General features: G+C 33.0%; 12 protein-coding genes. 1 reads left to right on the top strand and 11 read right to left on the bottom strand.

The features are described from left to right. Positions 1-29 precede the first annotated feature (29 nt). The 3 genes from NO995_RS14750 to NO995_RS14740 all read right to left on the bottom strand — a co-directional run bounded on the left by NO995_RS14750 (position 30) and on the right by NO995_RS14740 (position 6,346). Positions 30-1,565, bottom strand: coding sequence for a RagB/SusD family nutrient uptake outer membrane protein (locus NO995_RS14750; RefSeq protein WP_258228160.1), 1,536 nt, complete (start codon positions 1,563-1,565; stop codon positions 30-32). 12 nt (positions 1,566-1,577) lie between these two features. Continuing rightward, positions 1,578-5,033 (bottom strand): SusC/RagA family TonB-linked outer membrane protein, encoded by a 3,456-nt coding sequence (locus NO995_RS14745; RefSeq protein WP_258228159.1) that lies wholly within the window; start codon positions 5,031-5,033, stop codon positions 1,578-1,580. A gap of 167 nt (positions 5,034-5,200) precedes the next feature. Further along, the gene (locus NO995_RS14740) at positions 5,201-6,346 is read right to left on the bottom strand and encodes a FecR family protein (protein ID WP_258228158.1); all 1,146 of its coding nucleotides are present in this window, start codon (positions 6,344-6,346) and stop codon (positions 5,201-5,203) included. Between the two features lie 131 nt (positions 6,347-6,477). On the opposite strand from NO995_RS14740, the gene NO995_RS14735 reads away from it, so the two are divergent. Then, positions 6,478-7,050 (top strand): RNA polymerase sigma factor, encoded by a 573-nt coding sequence (locus tag NO995_RS14735; protein ID WP_258228157.1) that lies wholly within the window; start codon positions 6,478-6,480, stop codon positions 7,048-7,050. A gap of 118 nt (positions 7,051-7,168) precedes the next feature. Here the strand turns inward: NO995_RS14735 and NO995_RS14730 are convergent, their stop codons facing one another. From NO995_RS14730 to NO995_RS14695, 8 genes are all read right to left on the bottom strand, one after another. After that, positions 7,169-7,843: a hypothetical protein gene (locus tag NO995_RS14730; RefSeq protein WP_258228156.1), complete on the bottom strand. Its 675-nt coding sequence runs from the start codon at positions 7,841-7,843 to the stop codon at positions 7,169-7,171. Between the two features lie 27 nt (positions 7,844-7,870). After that, a complete protein-coding gene (locus NO995_RS14725; protein ID WP_258228155.1) occupies positions 7,871-9,175 on the bottom strand; it encodes a site-specific integrase in 1,305 nt (434 codons plus the stop codon). A gap of 428 nt (positions 9,176-9,603) precedes the next feature. After that, positions 9,604-12,714, bottom strand: a complete 3,111-nt coding sequence (locus NO995_RS14720) for a glycoside hydrolase family 2 TIM barrel-domain containing protein (protein WP_258228154.1) — start codon at positions 12,712-12,714, stop codon at positions 9,604-9,606. Between the two features lie 268 nt (positions 12,715-12,982). Beyond that, positions 12,983-14,197 carry a thioredoxin fold domain-containing protein gene (locus NO995_RS14715; RefSeq protein WP_258228153.1) on the bottom strand — a complete coding sequence of 405 codons (1,215 nt, stop codon included), beginning with the start codon at positions 14,195-14,197 and terminating at the stop codon, positions 12,983-12,985. A 14-nt stretch (positions 14,198-14,211) separates the two neighbouring features. Next, positions 14,212-15,720, bottom strand: a complete 1,509-nt coding sequence (locus NO995_RS14710; RefSeq protein ID WP_258228152.1) for a PKD-like family lipoprotein — start codon at positions 15,718-15,720, stop codon at positions 14,212-14,214. A gap of 25 nt (positions 15,721-15,745) precedes the next feature. Beyond that, the gene (locus tag NO995_RS14705) at positions 15,746-16,468 is read right to left on the bottom strand and encodes a DUF4843 domain-containing protein (protein WP_258228151.1); all 723 of its coding nucleotides are present in this window, start codon (positions 16,466-16,468) and stop codon (positions 15,746-15,748) included. Between the two features lie 25 nt (positions 16,469-16,493). Next, on the bottom strand, positions 16,494-17,915 hold the full coding sequence (locus NO995_RS14700) for a RagB/SusD family nutrient uptake outer membrane protein (protein WP_258228150.1): 1,422 nt from the start codon (positions 17,913-17,915) through the stop codon (positions 16,494-16,496). Positions 17,916-17,927: 12 nt separating this feature from the next. After that, positions 17,928-21,236, bottom strand: coding sequence for a SusC/RagA family TonB-linked outer membrane protein (locus tag NO995_RS14695; RefSeq protein WP_258228149.1), 3,309 nt, complete (start codon positions 21,234-21,236; stop codon positions 17,928-17,930). Positions 21,237-21,316 lie beyond the last annotated feature (80 nt).

Here is a 21,316-nt window from a genome sequence, read left to right as displayed (position 1 = left end):
TATTTTTATTTAAATAATATTTTCTGTGATTAATATGGATTTTGTACTAACTCACCCTGACTTGCTACAACATCAAAATCTGGAATTGGGGCAGCATATCTATTTGAACCTATTGGCAGTGTATATGTTTGAATTGGCCCATCAGAAAGCACTGATGTTGAGGTGTACTCGTAAAACTCTCTAGTTAGAGTAACATCATCAATACTTGTGCTATTGCTATTATATCTTCGAATATCAAACCATCTCTGGGTAAATGGCAACTCTCTTCTTCTTTCTTCTAATATTAAAAGCAAAGCGTCATCTTGGTTAGAAGCTACTAAAGAAGGTGTTCCTGAAAGCGTCCTTTTTATATAAACTTGATTAACTGTTGTCATTGCTCCAGAAACATCTCCCATTCGAACTTGAGATTCTGCCTTAATTAAATGCATTTCGGCAGCTGTTGGACCACTCGGAATATCGGATTTATAAAAGAAAATATACCCCGGATAATTGTAAGCTGGATTCGTCATCCCTCTGTTATAAGAATATCCTTCTACGATATGATACTTGTAGCGTAAATCGTTTTCTTGATCATACAAACTTAAAAGATCTTCACTTGGAATATACCACCATGATGCATGGTATAGTAACCTTGCATACATAAATTCCCCCCAGTTTAACCTATCTGTTGGATCTGTTTGGTTATCATGACCATAAGGGTATTCCATGGTAAAGGTTTCTTCTTCAATTGTACCTGGATTTAAAATATAATCTTCGCTCATACCATAGTACATATCGGTATTATAATCTACCATTCCAGGGTGGTTATCAATAGCTGTCTGAGCATAATTTTGAGCTTTTTCATAATCTTGTTTTGCTAAATAAAATCTAGCGGCTAAAGCATTTACGGCAGCCGTATTGGCTCGCCAAGTTCTTAATTGCCCCGACTGAAGAATAGGAACGTTTAATTCTAAAGATTTTAAAATGTCGCTTTCAATAAAATCATAGGTTTGCTCTAATGAATTTCTGTCTAAAGACTCCTCATAATTAGGAATTGTCTTAATAGGTAAACCTAACGCCGATAAGTTGTCACTTGAGTATGGTAAACAATAGGTATTTACTAATTGAAAATAACTATAAGCTCTTAAAAACCTTGCCTCACTTTCTAGTCTGGCTTTATCACTGGCAGGTCCTGAAACATTATCCAGATTATCTAAAACAACATTAGCATAAAAAATCTTTTCAAACTCACTTGTCCAATAATTGTCGGTTTGAAGCATTATATTATCAATATCCCATGTGTAATATTGAATTCCTGTTAAATTAAAAGTAGAAGGCCTTTGGTTAAACAACTCTAATGGAAGTTCATAATCGTCGGTACTATAAACACTTGTTCTATTACCTTCTTCATAAAAAACCGCAAAATCGTTTAATAAATTATCCAGCTGCTCAATCGTTTTTATTTCAATATTTGTTGATGTTGAAGGTGGCTCGTCTAAAAATTCATCACAAGAGACAATTACTATTAATATTAAAAGCATTGAAATTATTTCATAAGCTTTATTATGTATATTTTTATTTTTCATTTGTTTCATTTTTTAAAAAGTCCATTTTGTTCCTAAAGTAATTGTAGGTTGCGGTTTCACGGTTCCTAAAGTATATTCAGGATCTTCATTGTAGGTGTTTGATTTCAGGGTAAACAAATTATTACCTTGAACAAACACTTGAGCTTTTGCCTGAGACTTAAATAATTTACTTATTGGCAAATTGTAGGTTACATTAATTTCCTGCATTCTAATATGCGAAGCACTTTCAACCAAATAATTCATATACGGATAATATCTGTCCCACAAATAATACGTTGGTTCCTGATCTGAAGTTGGTAATGGTATGATCTCTGATGGTTCTGCATTTCTAACATCTGTTAAACTACTGTTAGGTAAGACTCTTGAAGTAAACAAACCTTTATAATTAAATGATTGTCTTTTAAATACATGCCCAAATTTACCTGTAACAATAAACGATAAATTAAAATCGTAAATATCGAATGCACTTGTAAAACCAAGCGTGTAAGGTGCTACCAATGTTCCTTTATTCTCAACATAATTTATATCGTCACCTGGCAAAGAACTTACTGTAAAATTGTATTGTGTTCCTTCATTATCTATATGAGTAGGCTTACCATTATCGTCTAGCCCTCCATACATCCAAGTCCATAATGTATTTGCATTTTCTCCTTCTACATAAGCACTACTACCTCCACGTATCATTTGGTAAGCGTTGTAATTTTCGTAATACAAATTGGTTATTTTATTATCGTTATAAGCAAAATTCAAGTTTCCATTCCAGAAAATATTATCACTAATTTTCAGATATGTTCCTAGAGATAATTCTATACCTTTATTAATCATTTCTGCATTATTGAACTTTTGCGATGTTGAACCATTTACAGAGGGTATTGTAATATTAGCCATTAAGTCTTTACCTTCTTTTTTATAGATATCAACACTACCATACAGGGCTCTTTTTAAAATCGAGAAATCCATACCAAAATTCCATGTTCCGGTTTTTTCCCATCTTAAAGTAGGATTTCCTAAACTTGAAATTGATGCCGTATAATCACCTGTATAAACATTAGGTGATGACGAAAGTGATATAAGAGGCTTAAAAGATGTTGTTTTATCGATATTACCATTATACCCGTAAGTTCCTCTTACTGTTAATCTATCCACCCAATTTACATTTTCTAAGAAGCTTTCATTTTTTATTTGCCACGACATCCCTACAGACCAAAAAGGGTCGTAACGAAACTCTGGGTTATCTGTAATTAAATTTGAAGCGTCGGTTCTATAACTTCCTGAGATTGTGTATTTATTGTTATACGTATACTCTAGGTTACTAAATATTGAAAAGAATCTATCTGTGGCTTTACGAAATGTTGGCGAATAAGAAAAGTTTTGCGAAGCACCTAACCAACCTCTTGTACCTGTGGGGCCATTTGGAAAAATACCTGTAGACATAGAAGTAGGATCGTAACCATATCTAATCGGGTCTGAAGACGCGTTTGTTACAGCATCAATTATTTCTGTGCCTCCAATAAAATTAACATTATGCTTATTAGCAAAGCTTTTATTAAAATTAACTTGCGTTCTAAAATCGAAAACTTCCGTTTTTGCACCAGAACTACTCAAAATTCCTCCCAAAGGTAAATTAGCTGTAATTTCATTTGTAGACCTATTCCATGTAGAAGACGTATTCACTAAGTTTCTTACATAAAACGTATTTTCATTATAAATAGCCTGATAATTTGAATTTATAGACTCGTATTGAAGCTTTGTGTCAATATTTAATCCAGAAATAATTTTAAACCTTAAACCGGCCTGAAGTCTTGCAGAATTTATTTCATTTGTAATACTTCTATTGTTCATTTCCTGAATTGGATTATAGGTCCAATCCTGATACGGAAACAATTCTGTAGGCACCATATTTTCAATAATAGGCCAATAGTAATTAGTCGTAATATTAGTTAAATCACCATTCTCATCACGCAACATATCGTAAGGAGACAATGCTTGAATATCGGATAGAGAGACACCGTTTGATGTTATTTCATTTTTTTGCAACATCGCAGATGCTGAAAAATCTAACCATTTAAAAACTTTAGCTTCGGTACGATAATTTAACATATACTCTTTATTGTATGTTTCTTGAAAATTTGTTTGATTATCCTCATACATAAAAGAAAGCGCATTACTCATGCGTTCTGAAGCTCCAGACAGACTTAAATTGTATTGTGTACTAATAGGAGAAGCCAAAAGTTCATCTGAAATTTGCCCTTTATTAGATAGTGTTCTTAAACGAGAAAGTGTAGCATCCTTTTCTGCTTCTGTAATATTCCCAAGCTGATTTTGAAACATTGCTGTTGCCGCTTGAGAATATGTCATAAAATAATAATTTAATATCATTGGCGGAGGTAGAGGCGCTCTCCATTTATTAAATGATTCTATTTCATAATCAATGGTTTCTGAAGAAGAAGCTAACGGATTAACATAATCTAAATCAAGCTTTTTACCCATTCTTGTAAAAGCTGAAAACTCAACCTTTAAAGGTGTTTTCTTTGATACTTTTTTAGTATTAATTACTATAACTCCATTAGATGATTTTGCACCCCATATAGATGCAGCCGATGCATCTTTTAACACTGTAACACTCTCAACATCGTTAGGGTTAACAGAATTAAGACCGCCTTGTATTGGAAATCCGTCAACAACAACTAAGGGCTCTTCATTAGCAAATAAACTAGATTGACCTCTTATTTGAAATTCTGGATCTCCATTTTCATCAACAAACGACTGTACCCCTGCAACATTACCAATAAGTCTTGAACCTATATTTGTAGATGGTTTATCTAATTGACTTTGGTCTACTTTACCATACGAACCTGTCGCTCTGCTTTTATCAACTTCCTGATATCCTGTTGAAACCAATACAACCTCTTCTAAGATATTAACATCTTCCTCTAAAACCACATCAATTGTTGCTTGTTTGTTAACTACAACTGTTGACTTTTGATACCCTATAGAGGAAAATTCTAATGTATCATTAGCCTTTGCTAAAATTTTATATTCTCCATCAAAGTTCGTACTTACTCCAGTTTTTGTTCCCTTTATTACAACAGTAACACCATAAAGAGACACACCATTTAAATCTGTAACCGTACCTGATATTGTTAGTTGTTGTTGTTCTATTTCCGTTACTATTATAGTCTGATTATCGCTTGCTACTTCAAAACTATAATCTTTTAAAGACAGGCTTTTACTTAATAGCTTATTTACTTTTATTGTTCCCTTTTCAATCTTTACACTTGGAAAATTTTTAAACATATCTACCTGATAAATAAAGGTATAGTCTGTTTGACTCATAATTAAATCAAAAATCTCATCGACTGTTAATACCTTATCTGTATCAATCTTAACAAAGGCATTTTGAGACATACCATCTGTGGGACTAAAACTGAATACTGTTGTGCAGAATAAGAGAAAAAATGTTCTCATAATTAATTTAAGTAGCCTCTTTCTATATAGAAAAGGCAATTTGGTTAACATAAATTCCATAAATTTGTTTGTTGTTAGTTAATTAAACCGTGTTTTAAATAATTAATAATTTAATGGGGATAAAGCAGTATACTTTGGCGAGCAGAAACTTTATTCCCTTCTTTTTGTTAGTTTTTAAGTATGATTGTATTGTTTTTTATTTCATAAGCTTTTATATATTTTGTGTTTTTAATAAGGGTTAGTATTAAGTCCATATTTTGATTCTTATTAACAACACCTTTAAATTGTACATCTTCTAAAGTCTTGTCTTCAAAAACTACATCTACGTCATACCATCTAGACAATACTTTCATGATTTCTTTAAGCGTTTTATTTTTAAAAGCAAACATTCCTTTTTTCCATGCTGTTTCGTAATAAACATCTACTTCTTCTACAGTAATATCATCATCTATTAAACTAAATGTGGCTTGTTGATTGGGTTTCAATAGCTCTCTTAAATTTGAAGTATTTAAAGCAACTTTCCCTTCAACCAATGTTGTATAAATATAATTTTCATCCATATAAGCTTTTACATTAAACTCTGTTCCTAATACTTCTATCTCTTGATCTTTAGTAAAAACTTTGAATTTACTTCCTTTATGAAGAATACTAGAAGACACATCAAAATAAGCCTCACCATAAACCAATTCGACTTCTCGAACCTTACCATCAATAAAACTAACAGGGTATTTTAATTTAGTTTCTGAATTTAACCACACTTGAGTCCCATCTGATAATTCTATACGATACTGTCCTCCTCTTGGTATTGTTAAATAATTATATACAATCTCTTCAGATTCTTTGATTGCATTGTAGACAATTTCCTGCCCTTTACTAGTTGCGTAATTACTTTCATAAATCACACCATTTTCTAACACCACTTCAGTTCCGTCTTCTAAAGTCAATACTGCTTTATCTATACCTGGAGTAGGAGTATTTACCATTCTTGGGTTATTATCTAAAGACGTAACATTATTAAATATAATATCCCTAAAAATATAGCCACAAGTAAGCATAATAGCAATTGTTGCTGCCACTGTGTATTTCCAAACATATCTCTTAGGAGCTGCCTTACTTCTATTTATTGCTGTCTTAACTTTATTTAAAGCCAATTCTTCATCAATCTCTTCATAAGCAATATTTACATTACAATTTTCTTTAACTAATTCTGTAAATTTTTGCTTGTTTTTAGGTTTTCTCAACAAAAGCAATAACTCTTGGTATTCAGAATCTGAAATCGAGTCGTTTAAATATTTAATTACTAATTTTTTCATTTAATTTTAACAAAATATCTTATTTATTAGTATGTCAACATCATTTTCAAAAAACCCTTAGTGAAAAATCATTTTTTTTTACTTTTTTTTCAAAACTTTTGTACTCTTGTAATGTTAATAGCTAATTATGAATGAAAGAATTAGATCTAATTCATAGGATTAAAAAAGATGACAGCGAAGCTTTTGATATATTGTTTAAAGAACATTATAGGACTTTGGTACGCTATATTAGATCGCTAAATAATGATCTTCAATTAGCAGAAGACGTCGCTCAACAGGTTTTTATAAATCTTTGGATTAATAGAGAAAGTATAATAATTAACAAATCCGTAAAAGGGTACTTATTTTCTGCTGCTTATACTACTTATATAAATGATTACAGAAAAACGAGAAGAAGATTAGATCTTCTTGAAAACTTTAAATCTGAAATAACAGCACAGCACCTATCTGAAAACAAAGATGATTTAGAGCAAAAGGTAAAACGCTTAAAGAAACTAATAGAAACACTTCCTCCTATCTGTAAAAAAGTTTTAGAACTTAATAAATTTGAAGGTTTAAAATACGAAGAAATAGCCACTAAACTTAACATTTCGAAAAAGACCGTTGAATCTCATATGCGAGTTGCTTTTAAAAAAATAAGAGATGGTTTTGGAGAGGACAATATATTACTATTCTTTATTCGCAGAGTCGTTAACATAAATTAAGGTTTATTTAAACTTACTCCTTCTGGATTTAAGGTTGCTTTTTTTCCTTTGAAAATTATTGGTACTCAGCTGAACTAACCAAAGTCTGTGCATCATTGAATAAACACTCCCTCTAACACTAACTAGCATTAAATACCGTTCGTAACAAAAAATCTTCAACCTGTTCATCAACTAAAAGTGGCATTTGCTTTTTAGGTCTTTTCTTTATTTCCTTTTCTGGTTTCAACTCTTGGTCTTCAGGTATTATAGTTTTCAATGTGTTATTAACAACAGGCACTTTATTTTGAACAAAATTAAGCACATCAATGGGCTTGTTTTTAAAACGGTCAGTTATTAACAATTTGCTTTTAACATCACTAAAATGATTGGCAAATGTATTGGATTGTAGCTTAAATGTATTTTTAGTTTCTTCACTATAGCACGTAATATGATTCACCAGGTTTGTAAATAACCATTCTGAAACATACACACAAAAGTTTAAATGCTCAAGATACTTTTCTAACAGAAATTCAAATTGGTTTACCTCTAATGCTTCCTTCTTTTCTAAAAACTTAAAAAGGGTTTTATCCAGTGAAGCTTTTTTAGTCATCATTTCATAGTACGAAGGTTCAGCTTTAAGCTCCCTATCAAATCCCTTACTATCTATTAAAACGACATTGTTAAAATAAACGGCATACTTAGCATCTTGAAATTCGAGGTTTTTCTCCTCTGGTATTACAGAACTAGGAATATAAAAAATAAACGGCTTATACAGCTTCATTTGAAGTTCTTCAAACAATTCTTCTAACCCCATAAGTTTTGCTTTAAATTATACTTCATTTTACTTTAATAAAGCTGAATAATCTGCCGGAAGTTCAGCGTCTATATCTCTTAAGTATTTTTCAAGAGCCCCCATGGAGCTATGACCTGTAATTAACATCAATCTACTTTTAGCTTCAAAAGGCGACGAAGCCTTAACTAAAGCTCGATACAATTTTGTTATAAATGTATGCCTGAAACTATACAATCCGTAATCAGTTCCTAGATTAAAATGATCCTTTACCACTCGTTTAAAACGCTTAGTAAAATAATCCCGCTTGTTATCTTCATCTATATCCCAGTGACCACCTATACCATCGGGTGTAAATACATCCAGTTTCTTATTTAAATGAGATAGATCCGGTAAGTCTTCTATCAGTAAATCAGGAATAATCTTCGTTTTCACCACGCCACTTTTAGCCATAAAACGAACAGTTTTATTTTTCAAGTCAATATCTTCTACCTTAAGTCTACAGACTTCTATCGGTCTTAAAAAATTATAGGATATAAACTTAATAAACAGCAATAAGGTTGGATCTTCCTTTTCCAAATAACTATAAATATCCTCCTGCTTTTCTAAAGTATAAGTCTTATTACGCTGTGGAATAGTTTTAAGAACAGGTATTTTCTTTACATAGTTTTGACTTATGATATAATTATCTACCAACACCTGAACAATGCTGCTTAAATCTACACGATAATTATTTCTGTTACGAGCACTTGTATTGGTTAATACATTATTCAAAAACTCACTTACAACCCTTTCGTCAAGTTTATCAATGGTTTTCAAATCTGGCTTATCTGTTTCTAACCACAGTAAAAAGTTTTTTAAGCGATTCTCATAGGCTCGCTTAGTCGTTTTGCTAAGTAACTTCTCTTTTAATTTTAAGCCATAGTCGAATGCTTCCTTTATAGTCATTTTAGGAGCTTCTGACTCTTTTTCTTCTTCTTTGGGATTAATCTTCTTTATTTCATTCTGAAGATCTTCCTGTTTAGCCTTACGCTGCTCTATAAGTTCACTGTTATCTTCAAACGGATTAAATCCTTCTTTAAGTAATTTAAGAAGCACTTTCTGGTATTTCGTTAAAACAAAAAGTCGCTCTTCTTTTGTTTTATACCTGTTGGCTTCGCCATAAATGGGAGTCACCCGTTTTAGTTTTCCTGTTTTAGGATTTCGATAAGAAAAATAGACGTACCAGCGTTTACTTAAATCGCCGTTAGCCGTAAATATTTTTGGGTTAGAAAATTTCTTCTGTTGGGACAAATCGTATGCACTTTCGTATTCACAAACGTATGCTAAGGTAAGAATTTCTTTAATTATAGCCATAAAAAAACGGTTTAGTGAAAACTAAACCGTTGATTTTGCTTGACTTAAGCTTCGTAGTGGGAACAGGACTCGAACCTGTGACCTTCGGGTTATGAGCTTGAAGCCACAACCTCCCAAAACCCTTTTTACTAGGGTTTTCAGCCGCTCGATTTACAAAAACGTATTCGTTTCCGTATTCAAATCGTATTCAGTTTGATGTCTGGATTAGACATTTAATTTTTAATAAAAATAATACAATTGATTCATATAATCTTACCATTGGATTAGAATATATTTTTCAAAATAATTCAATACTTCAACTGACACAAAATTTCTCATATTGAAAATATATCCAACAAAAATTAGACAACGATATATCCTTCTTAATTCATTCGATCTTCTGATATTTATGCCCTTTGTTTTTATCAAAAAATAAAATTCTAATTACTTTACTCTTCAAGTGGCATCATCCAATATGAATAAGAATAATCTTTATACGGCAGTAGATACTGGTCCATTGGTAATGTGCCCCAACTATTAATACTTCCTAATCCTTGCTGAAACCCATCAATATTTATATAAACCTCCGGTCTTGCATCTAACTCACCGGCATGTTTTTGCCCTTTTTCATCTCCCGAATCTAAATCCTCCTGGCTGTAGTTTAATGCTGAAAACCTAAATGGTATAGAGCTTATAAACTTAAGGCCAGAACCATTTTCCTTAATTATATCAACCCAACGTACATCTAGCTTGTTTCCCGTTTCCTGAGGTCGTATATATGGAAAATACTGCTCCTTGACTGTTTGTGTATACAAACCGACTTTAGCTGCGTGTTGACGATCAGCGTAAGCCTCAAAGGGGCCTTTCCCGTAATACTTAATCGTCTTATAATCTTTCGGTAAGATTAAACGATTTCCAAATTTAAACAGGTTAGGATGCGAGCCTTTAATAGCTTTAAATTCATTGGTTATTTGAATTGCACCGTTACCATGTACAACGTAGGTTTCTACTACCTGAGCATCTCCGTTTAGTAAGTCTCGTATAAAACGCACTTCTACACTCGACTCATTTAGTGTTTTGATTGAGCTTTTTGTCCCTATTCCTTTGGCTGTATCCTTCCATATTTTATACTTTTTCTGTGTCTGAGCTCCATAATCATTATCGTTTGGTGCGCGCCAGAAGTTAACTTTTGGTCCAGAGGTCATTAGACTGTTTCCTTTGTAAATATATTGCTCTAATACACCTGTAACCGTATTAAAAACTAACTTAAAATCATCTCCATTTACTGTAAGAACATCATTCTGTTCTTTGTAACTAATTGGCTGAGTCGAAAGTTCTGGTGCTTTGATAGACGCTCCCTGTAACTGAAACTGCTCATAAGCTATTGTATACCCCGACTCTAAAAGTGGTTCGTCAGCTTTTAACTTCACATCAATATTTAGAAAATAATCTTCATCTGGTTTGAAAGACGTTTTAAATGGAATATGTAATGTTGTCTTTGCTTGTGGTTTAGTTGTGATGTTATCTATACTACCGTTTTCAACAACAATACCATTTTCTATTACCTCCCAGTTTAATGTGTAGTTTGATAAATCTCTGAAGAAGTACCAGTTTTTCATGGTAATATATCCTTTAGAAACAGCTTTATCGTAAAACTTCACATTCTGATGAACATATTTTACTTCATGAATATGTGGATTTGGTGTTCTATCTGGTTGTACTAATCCATTATTTAAAAAATTATTATCACTTGGTGTACCTTCAGGGCCAAAATCACCTCCATAGGCATAAATCTCTCTACCATTTTTTACTGTTTTAATTCCCTGATCTACCCAGTCCCAGATAAATCCGCCTTGTAACTTATCGTACTTCTCGTATAGATCCCAGTATTCTTTAAACCCTCCCATACTATTCCCCATGGCATGAGCGTATTCACATTGAACTAAAGGTTTTATGAATTCTTCATTATTAGCGTATTCTTCCACATATTTTGGGGTCGCATACATAGGCACAAATAAATCGGTATTCCATTCCAATCCGGCACGCTCGTATTGAGTAGGACGCGTCGTATCTAATTTCTTGGCTAATAGATACGTATTATAAAAATTATAGCCGTTACCTGCTTCATTTCCTAAAGACCAAATAATGACGGAAGGATGATTTTTGTCGCGCTCTATCATACGTTCGGTACGCTCCATATGTGCTTTTAACCATTCCGGATTGTTTGCCAAAGTTTTATGCAGCGCATACCCCATACCGTGTGATTCGATATTGGCTTCATCAATCATGTAAATACCATACTTATCACATAATTCATAAAAATAAGGGTCATTAGGATAGTGACAGGTGCGTACTGCATTAATATTATACTGCTTAAACAACTGGATATCCTTTAACATGTCTTGCCTAGATACCACATGTCCCGTAACAGGATCGTGCTCATGTCGATTGACACCTTTAAATAAAATAGGTTGACCATTTAACAGGTACTGACCGTCCTTTACTTCTGAAGTTCTGAATCCCACCTTTTTTGAAATCGCTTCTAAAACACCTCCTTTTTTATCCTTTACAACTATATCCAATTCATAAAGTGCAGGATCTTCGGCAGACCATGATTTGACATCCTTAATAATTTGGGTGAATGATAAAGTAGATGTACCGTTTTCCAATAATTCGTATCCTGATGAACCTGAAAACACCTCTTCTCCTGATTTTAAAAGTTTCACCTCTACTCTACCTTTTTGCTTTTTAGAGCTAAAACTTTTGACATCCAAGGTTAAGTTAAAATCGCCATCGGTGTAATTATTAACTAAACCAGCTTTAGCCCAATAGTCTTGTAATTGTACCTGCGGTCTGGAATACAAATAGACATCACGCTCGATTCCTGATAGTCTCCAAAAATCCTGATCTTCTAAATAACTGCCATCACTCCATCGATACACCTCTAAAGCAACACTGTTCTTTCCTAGTTTTACATATTGGGTAACATCAAATTCAGCCGGTAATTTTGAACCCTGGCTATAGCCCACTTGCTCCCCATTTATCCAGATATAAAAAGCCGATTTTACCGCTCCTAAATGAATATAAATTTTGTCTTCGTTCCAATTAGATGGCAGCTCAAAATCTCGTTTATAAGACCCTACAGGATTATATTCATCTGGTATATCGGGCGGAGAAACTTTTCCTTTTGCAAACGGGTATCCTGCATTAACATATATTGGAAAGCCATAACCTTGCAACTCTATGTTTGCCGGAACCTTTATAGAGTTCCATGTGGAAGTATCATAATTGTTTTTATAAAAATCTGCCGGACGCCCTTCCAGTGATTCGCTGTAATTAAATTTCCAAATTCCATTTAACAATAAATAGTTTTCTGCATTCGTTAAGTCATTGGATTTACCCAGCTCCATACTTCGATAAGGAAAAAAACTTGATCTTGCTTCCAATTTATTGATTTCTGTTATCTCGGGGTTTTCTATGACTGGATCAAGTGTCTGGGCTTGTAAACAAGAAAAACATATTATAAAACCTAAAACAGCTGATATTTTTATAATTCTCATAATTAATGATTAACTAACATTTCAATCTTTCTTTTAATAACTTTTAAATTCTAATTTTTTCAGTTTTACTCTATAAAAATGTCCAAACATTTTCATTTCCTTAAACAGAAACCTCTATAACAATTTCCGACCATAGGAACGCAAAAAACCATAAAACAACAAACAAGATGAAAAGATACTAAAACTTTATACAATTTAATTTTAAACATAAAAAATCCCCCAAATGTAAATTTACCATAGGGGGAATTTTTAAGATATCATCAATCTTTTACCAAGGAAATTCCTTCTTTGGATTTGGCAGTTTTACAAATCTATAAATAGCATTAGATAACATTGGTTTTGGATAAAACCCTAATGAAGCTAAATATTCATAACCTGTTTTATAGTCACCTTTATTTGCATAGGCAATCGCCATATACAACATAGATTCCTGAGTCGCCTTAAACTTTGCATTTCTTCTTGTAAACTCTATTAACTTATTTGCCTGCTCCATATTTACATTATCGTTTAAAAAGTAGCCACTTACAACTAACGAATAAAAATATTGCTTATACAAGAACGGATAATCTTTATATTCTTCTGTCAACTCGAACATTCTGTCGATAGCCAAGCCATACTTTTTCTCATTAATCAAGTTTTCAAGATCAATAGACTCAACAAAGATGTCTTTATATTCCCAATTTAAGTCTTCCATGAATTTCAAATGTTGCTCTATAGCTTCATCATCTTTTTTCGCTCTTGCTACTGCAATTTTTCTTACTAAAGCAGTGTACATACGCCTCCAGGCTTCAGGGTCATTATTAACCAACTCCATGTAGTGCTTCCAGTTTTTAAGAAGCGTATCGAACAATATATTGTGTTCGGGATTTCTAGTAAACATCATCAATATTCCATAGGCTTCTTGTGACAATTTTTCTTCCTCTGTCAATCCTTCAAAAAACTCAACTGTTAAGGGAAATACCTGGTCTCTATTTAATTTATTAACATATTTCATTACGTAACCTTGATAAATATCAAAATCACGTTTTTCTGTATTCCACTTGTGCTCTGCCGCTTTATAATCGGCCATAATATTAGTTTTTAAGGCTACATTTGTTCTGTCAATTAATGCCTTTGGATCCATATATCCTGAGTATTGATCTAAAATATCTCCCTTTGAATCCAACCAGAATAAGGTAGGATAAGCTGAAGCCTGATATTTTTCAAAAAACGGACTATCTACCTCATTTTCAGCATCCAATTTAATAGCAACAAAGTTTTCATTAAAATATTTACCTACCTCGGCATCTGTAAATGTATTTTTAGACATCTGCTTACAAGGTCCACACCAGGTTGTATATACGTCTACAAAAATATTTTTCTTTTCCCTATCTGCTTTTTTCAAGGCATCTTCGTATTTCCCATGAAAAAACTCAATACCTTGGGCATTAATCATCCCTCCTATTAACAATAGTAAATAGGCAATTCTAATTTTCTTATTCATTTTATTTTATTTGATTAATTTAATTTTTGATCGAAGTCTATGATTTTATCACCCAATCCGTAAATACTTTCGACCTCGGCAATATTAATTCCTCCAACAGTTCCTCCTTGGTAAACAAGAATACCTGCCTGATTTTCGGTTAAATTTGTATTTCTAACGGCTAATGCCAGATAATAATACGTTCTATTAAAACTGCCAACGTAAGGTATCATTCTCATGGTATCTACAATGATTCCTTCCGCCTCAAAATCTCGAATTACCACTTCAGTTGGTTCTGCTGCCTGAGTGTTCATTGCATATAATTTTTTACCATCACTGTACCATAAAATTCCTCTAATTAACGCATCATAACCGGATTGCATCATGGTTGAAGCATATAGCCCAGGATAATTTGCTTCAGGGAAAACCAGAGTTCCATTGTCGTAAAAATTATATGGTGGACGCAACCCTAACAGAAAACTTTTCATCGCTATTTTTGAAGGATCATTATTATCATGCCCTATTACAAAATAAGATGATGCCGTCTCTGGAGACCTTACAACACCACCTCTTTGAATTAAACTAGCTGTAAAATTTAAATTTTTCGCTCCGATATCAGAAATCTCACTTAGATACCCAAGGTTATAGCTTGAATGAAATAAAATACGAGAATGTAAATTATCAAAATATACCCCTTGGTAAGTATTATCACCAATTGAAGGCGCCATTTCATAACTAGACTCTCCTTCAATAATAATTAATGGGGTTCTCCAAATTGGATCTCCAGAACTAACTGAACGCGTATGTACTTTTCCATTAACCATTAAATACTCTGTAAACGTAAAGTTCTGGAATGCATTAACATTTAATTCTGCTGCAGCGGGAACTTGATAAAACGCATCTCTAAATGTTCCGGTAACTTTAAACGAATTCGGATTAAGTATAAACCCGCCATCCTCATTTTTAGAAAAAACAGATACATTTTTCATCTGAGGCTTGTTATCATTTGGGTTTAAAGCTCTAACCATGTAAGGATCTTGAAGAGAAATACCAGCATTGGAGTTTGCAAAAACATCATAAAGTACTGTTTGATCTTCTTTTGCAAAATTAATCACCTTTTGCCCTGCTTGTTCTGCAATAACTACCCAGCCTTTAGACAAAGGACCATATACAGCTGAAGCCATTTCCTTTTTTGTAACAATACCTGTTGATACATCTTTTACACTAAACACTAGTGTGTAATCTTCAGCTGGCGGAGCCGTCATTATCACTTTAAAATCTTTCTCTTTTGACAACGTATCTGCCTCAAACCGACTCGTTGTGGTGAACATATACCAGCGGTACTCCAAATTATCTTCAACCGCATTGGTAACTGTAACCGTTGGAATCACGGAAACCTCCTCCAGATAATTAAATCCGTACGAATCTTCTAACCCCGAAATGGTAATTTCATTTAACGTTTTAAAATCGTGTACAGTGTCATCTTTTACACAACCAACCAAGCTAAGGACAGCTAGTAAGGTAAATAATATATATTTTTTCATTGTATTTCGTTTCGTTTAAATTTGATTAGTATACCGGCCAAGCGTAAATCTTATTTCCATCTTCATCATCAACATCATTATCGATAAAGTATTCTGCGCAATTTCTACCTTGAATTTGTAAATAAGTTATTCCCCATCCGGCTCCAAACCTCGCCTCATCATACGTATAAGGAAAATCCTTTCCCATTAAATTTATGACTATATTATGTTTCACTTTCGAATACTCACCAAAAAACAAATAAAGAAGTGTATCCCAGTATGATGGTTTTATTATTCTGTTAGTCACATAAACTTTTAGATTGGTTCTATTCGAATAACCAGGATTAAAATCTTCAGATTCCACAACTTTTAAAGCAATAATCTTATCTTCTGTCTCCAGTGCCGGATCGTCTTTATATAAGACCAGATTAAAATTTTGTTTAAAATTGTTGGCATTAAATATATATGAACCTTTTAGAGCTTCATAATGCACTCCTTCTACAGCGGTAGTCTTTTCTTGATCTACTTCTACTTTAAAAGTGCGATTTTGATCGATAGGAGTTCCTAAAATTTGTATTGGCAATTTTAACGTATCAACATTATTAATTTTTCCTAAAAAAGAATAGTATACACTATCTGTATCCTTGGTTGCACTTAAGAAATATAACCCGTCTTTTTCTTTATAAACCAACCCTTCATTAGGCTCGCAACTAAAACATGCCCCAACTAAAAGAGCTAATATTGTTATGTTATAAATTATTTTTTTCATAATTCTGATTCTTCAATTTTAAATTCTAAAGATTTCCAAATTCGTATTCGGCTGCAGGTATTGGTAGTGTATAGTTTTCAGGAACCATATCCACATCTTGCAAAATTCCAATAGTTTCAGAATTTTTCCGTTTATTGAAAAAGAACATTTTACCTTCTCCTATAAATTCCTTTTGAAATTCTTTGTTAATTAATACATCAAGTTCTTCTCTTGATACATTTCCTTGAGGTTCAATACCACGATTAGCTGTAAAAGCATTATAATATGCTAATGCATTAGTAATATCTGATTCTGCTTCCGCTGCTAACAAATACAATTCAGAGATTCTAAATTGAGGCATTCTACGTTCATTTTCTTTTTCAAATTTGGCTAACGGTCGTAATCCTCCTGAGCTGGCCCCGAAGAAATTCATTCCTCTAACTTCCACAGACCCGCCTGATGAAGTATATATTTGGTCTATTACAGCAGAATTTATTGCTAAGAAGTTTGTTTTTTGTCCTGAGGCTGCATCAATCCCGAAATATACGTCTGAATACTCTGAAAGTTTTGAAATACTTAATCCAAAAATCATTTCAGAACCTGCAAGAACATCTTCACTAATACTCGCAAATCTAAATAATGATACTGGAGCTGTAGTAACGCCATCGGCAGTTCCAATAATTTCTTGGGCGTATTTTAAGGCTATTTCATGATTTCCTTCATACAAGCTTACCTGAGCAGATAATGCTGTTGCTGCAAAATAATTCATTCTGAACTGACGATTTTCAAGTACTCTTGGCACTGTTGCTTCGTCAATTGATTCATAGTTAGGCCCGTAAGGATCATTTTCTTGCATTAAAGTACGAGCAAGTTCCAAATCGCTTTTAATTTTAGCCAACACCTCAGCTATTGTTGATTCCGGTTGTGGCTCATTACCATAAACATCTACATAAGGAATGGCTTTAACATCGGTACCTAAAACTGGTGCCTGAGCAAATAATCTTAATAAATTAAAGTGTAAATACGCTCTAAGTGCCAGAGTTTCTCCTTTAAACACCTCATAAACTCCTTCAGAAAAATTACTTGAATCTGAATCGATAAATTCTAATATGGCATTTAGATTTGCAATGGCTTTATAATGATCTGACCAAATAGGCTTAATACGATTTTCTTCTGTGATATTATCATAATCATACTCCACCGCGTTAATGAATCTGTGTTGCTCATTATTGTTTATACTTGTGTAATACTGCGCCAAAACATCTAAATATCCATAGCTCAAAACATCGCCATACAATGATTTGGTACTCATGATAGTATAAACACCTACCAACGCGTCATTAAAGCCGCTTTCATCCTTGAAAAGATCTTCTGCCTTTACATTAGCTTTTGGAGAAACATCTAAGTAGTCACTACAAGAACTAAATAATACGATAATTAATAAAAATTGAAATATTCTAATCTTCATTTTTGTGTTTTTTTAAAGTGATAGTTGGATGTTAAATGAATAATAGTGTGCAAACGGATAAGACGTTCCGCGCTCTATTCTTGACGTATTAGCCCTAAATACATCGTTAGCAATAAAAGCTGCTCGTAGACGATTAAATCCTAACTTCTTTGTTAAGTTGTCTTTAAAATCGTAGGACAAGTTTAAAGAAGCTAATCTTAATTCATTATCCTTCTCAATAAATCTCGATGATGGGTAAGTTTGCGATTTATCGCTAATAGCTTTGAATAACGCAACATCACCAGGTTGTTTCCACCTGTCATACAAAACGCGTCTATCTGCATTTGAATTAGGATTCACGTTTTCAACCTTATCTACCAAAGTTTGGTTGTATAAATACCCTCCTAATCGATATGAAAAGAATGCACCCAATTCGAAATTAGAATACTTTAAGAATGATCCAAAAGTACCTTCCAGCTTAGGATCTCTGCTTGCTAACGCTCTTTGATCTCCAAATCGATAATCGTTAGTTATATTTCCATTTCTATCTATAAATACTTCCTGACCATTCGATGGATCGATACCTAATGATTTAACTGCCCATATTGTGTTAATGGAACGACCTTCTTCGTATTTTACAACCGGCTTCGTAATTGGATTTTCACTATCGCCAGCCAATTCATCTTGCTTATCATTAAATGCAGTTAATGCATCATTAATTTCTAACAAGCTATTTTTATTGTGCAGTACATTAACAAATACATCCCATTTTAAACCAGTGTTAGTTTTTTGCGGCTTTAAAACGGTATATCTCATACTTAATTCAATACCTTCATTTTTCACCTTACCTAAATTTTCTGTAAACGTTGGGAATCCTACTGAAGGTGCCAGTGTAACATTAATTAACTGATTTTTGGAAATTTCGTTGTAGTAGTTAAAGTTACCTGTTAAACGGTTTGAAAATAATCCGAAATCTAAACCTAAATTAAACTTATTATTAATCTGCCATTTTAAATCTGGATTACCCAAAGCAATTAATATTGCCCCTAAACTACCATTATAAGTCAGATTATCTAACGAGTCATCATTATAGTTGAACATCATAAAGGATTGGTATGGGTTAAACTTGGTTCCACCAGTTTGCCCTAAAGATGCTCTAACCTTTAATAATTGTACCTTGTCATTATCCTGAAGGAATTCTTCTTTATGTAAGTTCCAACCCAAACCACCACTAAAGAATGTTCCCCAACGGTCGTTAGCTCCAAAAATTGATGAGGCATCAGATCTTACTGAAAGGTCTGCTACATAACGATTATCATAAGCGTAATTCAGGTTACCCACAAACCCTACTAATCTCTGTACTTCATAGTTCCCTGAAGGTGAGCTTCCCTCCTGATACTGTGTCCCCATACTAATATGATCCAAATTTGCATTTGGAAAATTTTCAGCAGTAACTGAGTAAGAATCCAATTTGGTTTCTGAAATATTATAAATACCAGTAGCATTAAGTAAATGTTTTTCACCAAACATCTTGTTATAAGACAGTACAATGTTTCCATCATAAGAAAATGATTTATCTGAACCTTTAGTATATCTGCCTTTAATAGCTGAATTAACAAAAGAAGAATGATCACCAGGTAAAAAATTGTCGCTCGAACCCTTCTTTAAATTTAATCCGATTCGACTCGTAATTTTGAATGCATCTGTAACATTCCAAGAAAAAGAGAAATTATTCAGGAAATTTGTATACTCACTCTCGTTTTTAATATTTAAGGTTGAGTTGTATAAGTAATTTGGTACTTGAGTCCCGTCATTAAATGTATACAAATTTGGTTTTACATTACGATTTTCATCATAAGGATAGAAATATGGATTTAACAATGTATATGCTGCAAAATTTCCATATTTAGAATTTAAACTTTTCACACTGTTAAAAGACATTGTATTCATAAATCTTAAGTTGTCTCGAGTGTGTTGTAATTTAATGTTCATACCATTTCTTGAACGGCTTGAACCTTTTAAAGCCCCCGCATTTTGATTACTATTTAAACCAAATGAGTATAAAAAATGCTTATCTCCACCTTCAATAGTTAACGAATGAGAACTTGTTGTTCCAAGCTTTCTTACTGGTATAGAAATCCAGTCTGTATTAACCCCCTCTTCTACAAGAGTTAATATCTCATTATACTTAGCTTGACGATCTTCATTTACTGCCACATTTGGATGGTTGTACAACCCTGCCAGATTCTCATATTCCAGTTTCTCCCGAGCATTCATTAAGTTATAATCCGATAAATCAGCAGCAGCAAAATCCAAATTAGTATTGTAGAAAACGGTCATCTTTCCCTCCTTCGGTCTTTTGGTTTCAATAACAACTACACCATTAGCTGCTCTGGAACCATAAATAGCTGTTGCCGCAGCATCTCGTAGAACCGTAACATTAGCTACTCTATTAGGATCCAAATCGAAGATAATTTCCGCCGATACTTCAAAACCATCTAAAATAAAGGTAGGAAGGTTAGGATTGTTTTGGAATTCAGATCTTAATTCTGTGCCTGTATTTATACTACTACTACCTCTTATTTCAAAATCAGGTAATCTATTGGGATCACTACCAAATTCATTATTCTCAACCAATTTAAATGTTGGAACTGCTATTGACAATGCTTTCAAAATATTCTGGCTTGACAATGCTGTTAATTCCTTACCCGTAATAGTAGTTTCTGCTCCTGTAAAGCTTTCTTTTTTTCGTTCGTAATAACCCGTAATAACAACCTCTTGTAATTCAGAAACATCAGATTCCATAACAATATCAAATACCTTTTGGTCTTCAATTACAATTTCCTTTGTTGTATATCCAATATAGCTAAACACCAAAATATCACCTTTAGCAGCTGTAACCTTGAACTTACCATCCATATCAGTTATGCTACCGCTAGTTTTTCCTTTTACAAAGACGTTAACTCCCATTAAAGGCATACCTTCCTGATCTGACACTGTTCCAGTTAATCGAAATTGCTTTTGTTGAGTGTTTAGTTCATCTTTTATTAAGATGGTGTTGTTTTTGGTCAATTCGAAAGAATAATCGTTACTGATTAAAAACTGACTAAGCAATTCATTTACCCTAACTTCACCTTTTTTCACATAAACCTTTGGTGCATTTTTAAAAAGGTCTTCCTGATAAATAAATCTGTAATCTGTCTGGTTTCTAATAAGCTTAAAAACCTCATCAATAGTTAAAGACTCACTAGCTTCTATTTTAATTTTTGCATTCTGTGAAATCAATTTCGCAGGATTAATTGCAAAGGAGCTAATGCATAATAAGAATGTTAATAGCCTCATAATATTAATTAGCTGTTTTTTCCTCAAAAAAGGAAAATAGTTAGTTTGTTTTTTTTCCATAAATTTGTTTTGGATTAGTT

Origin of the sequence: Aestuariibaculum sp. M13 (assembly GCF_024723255.1) — a bacterium.
GTDB classification, from domain to species: Bacteria; Bacteroidota; Bacteroidia; order Flavobacteriales; family Flavobacteriaceae; genus Aestuariibaculum; species Aestuariibaculum lutulentum.
The sequence above is the reverse complement of the archived record's forward strand: the minus strand, read 5'-3'. Positions and strand labels throughout refer to the sequence as shown.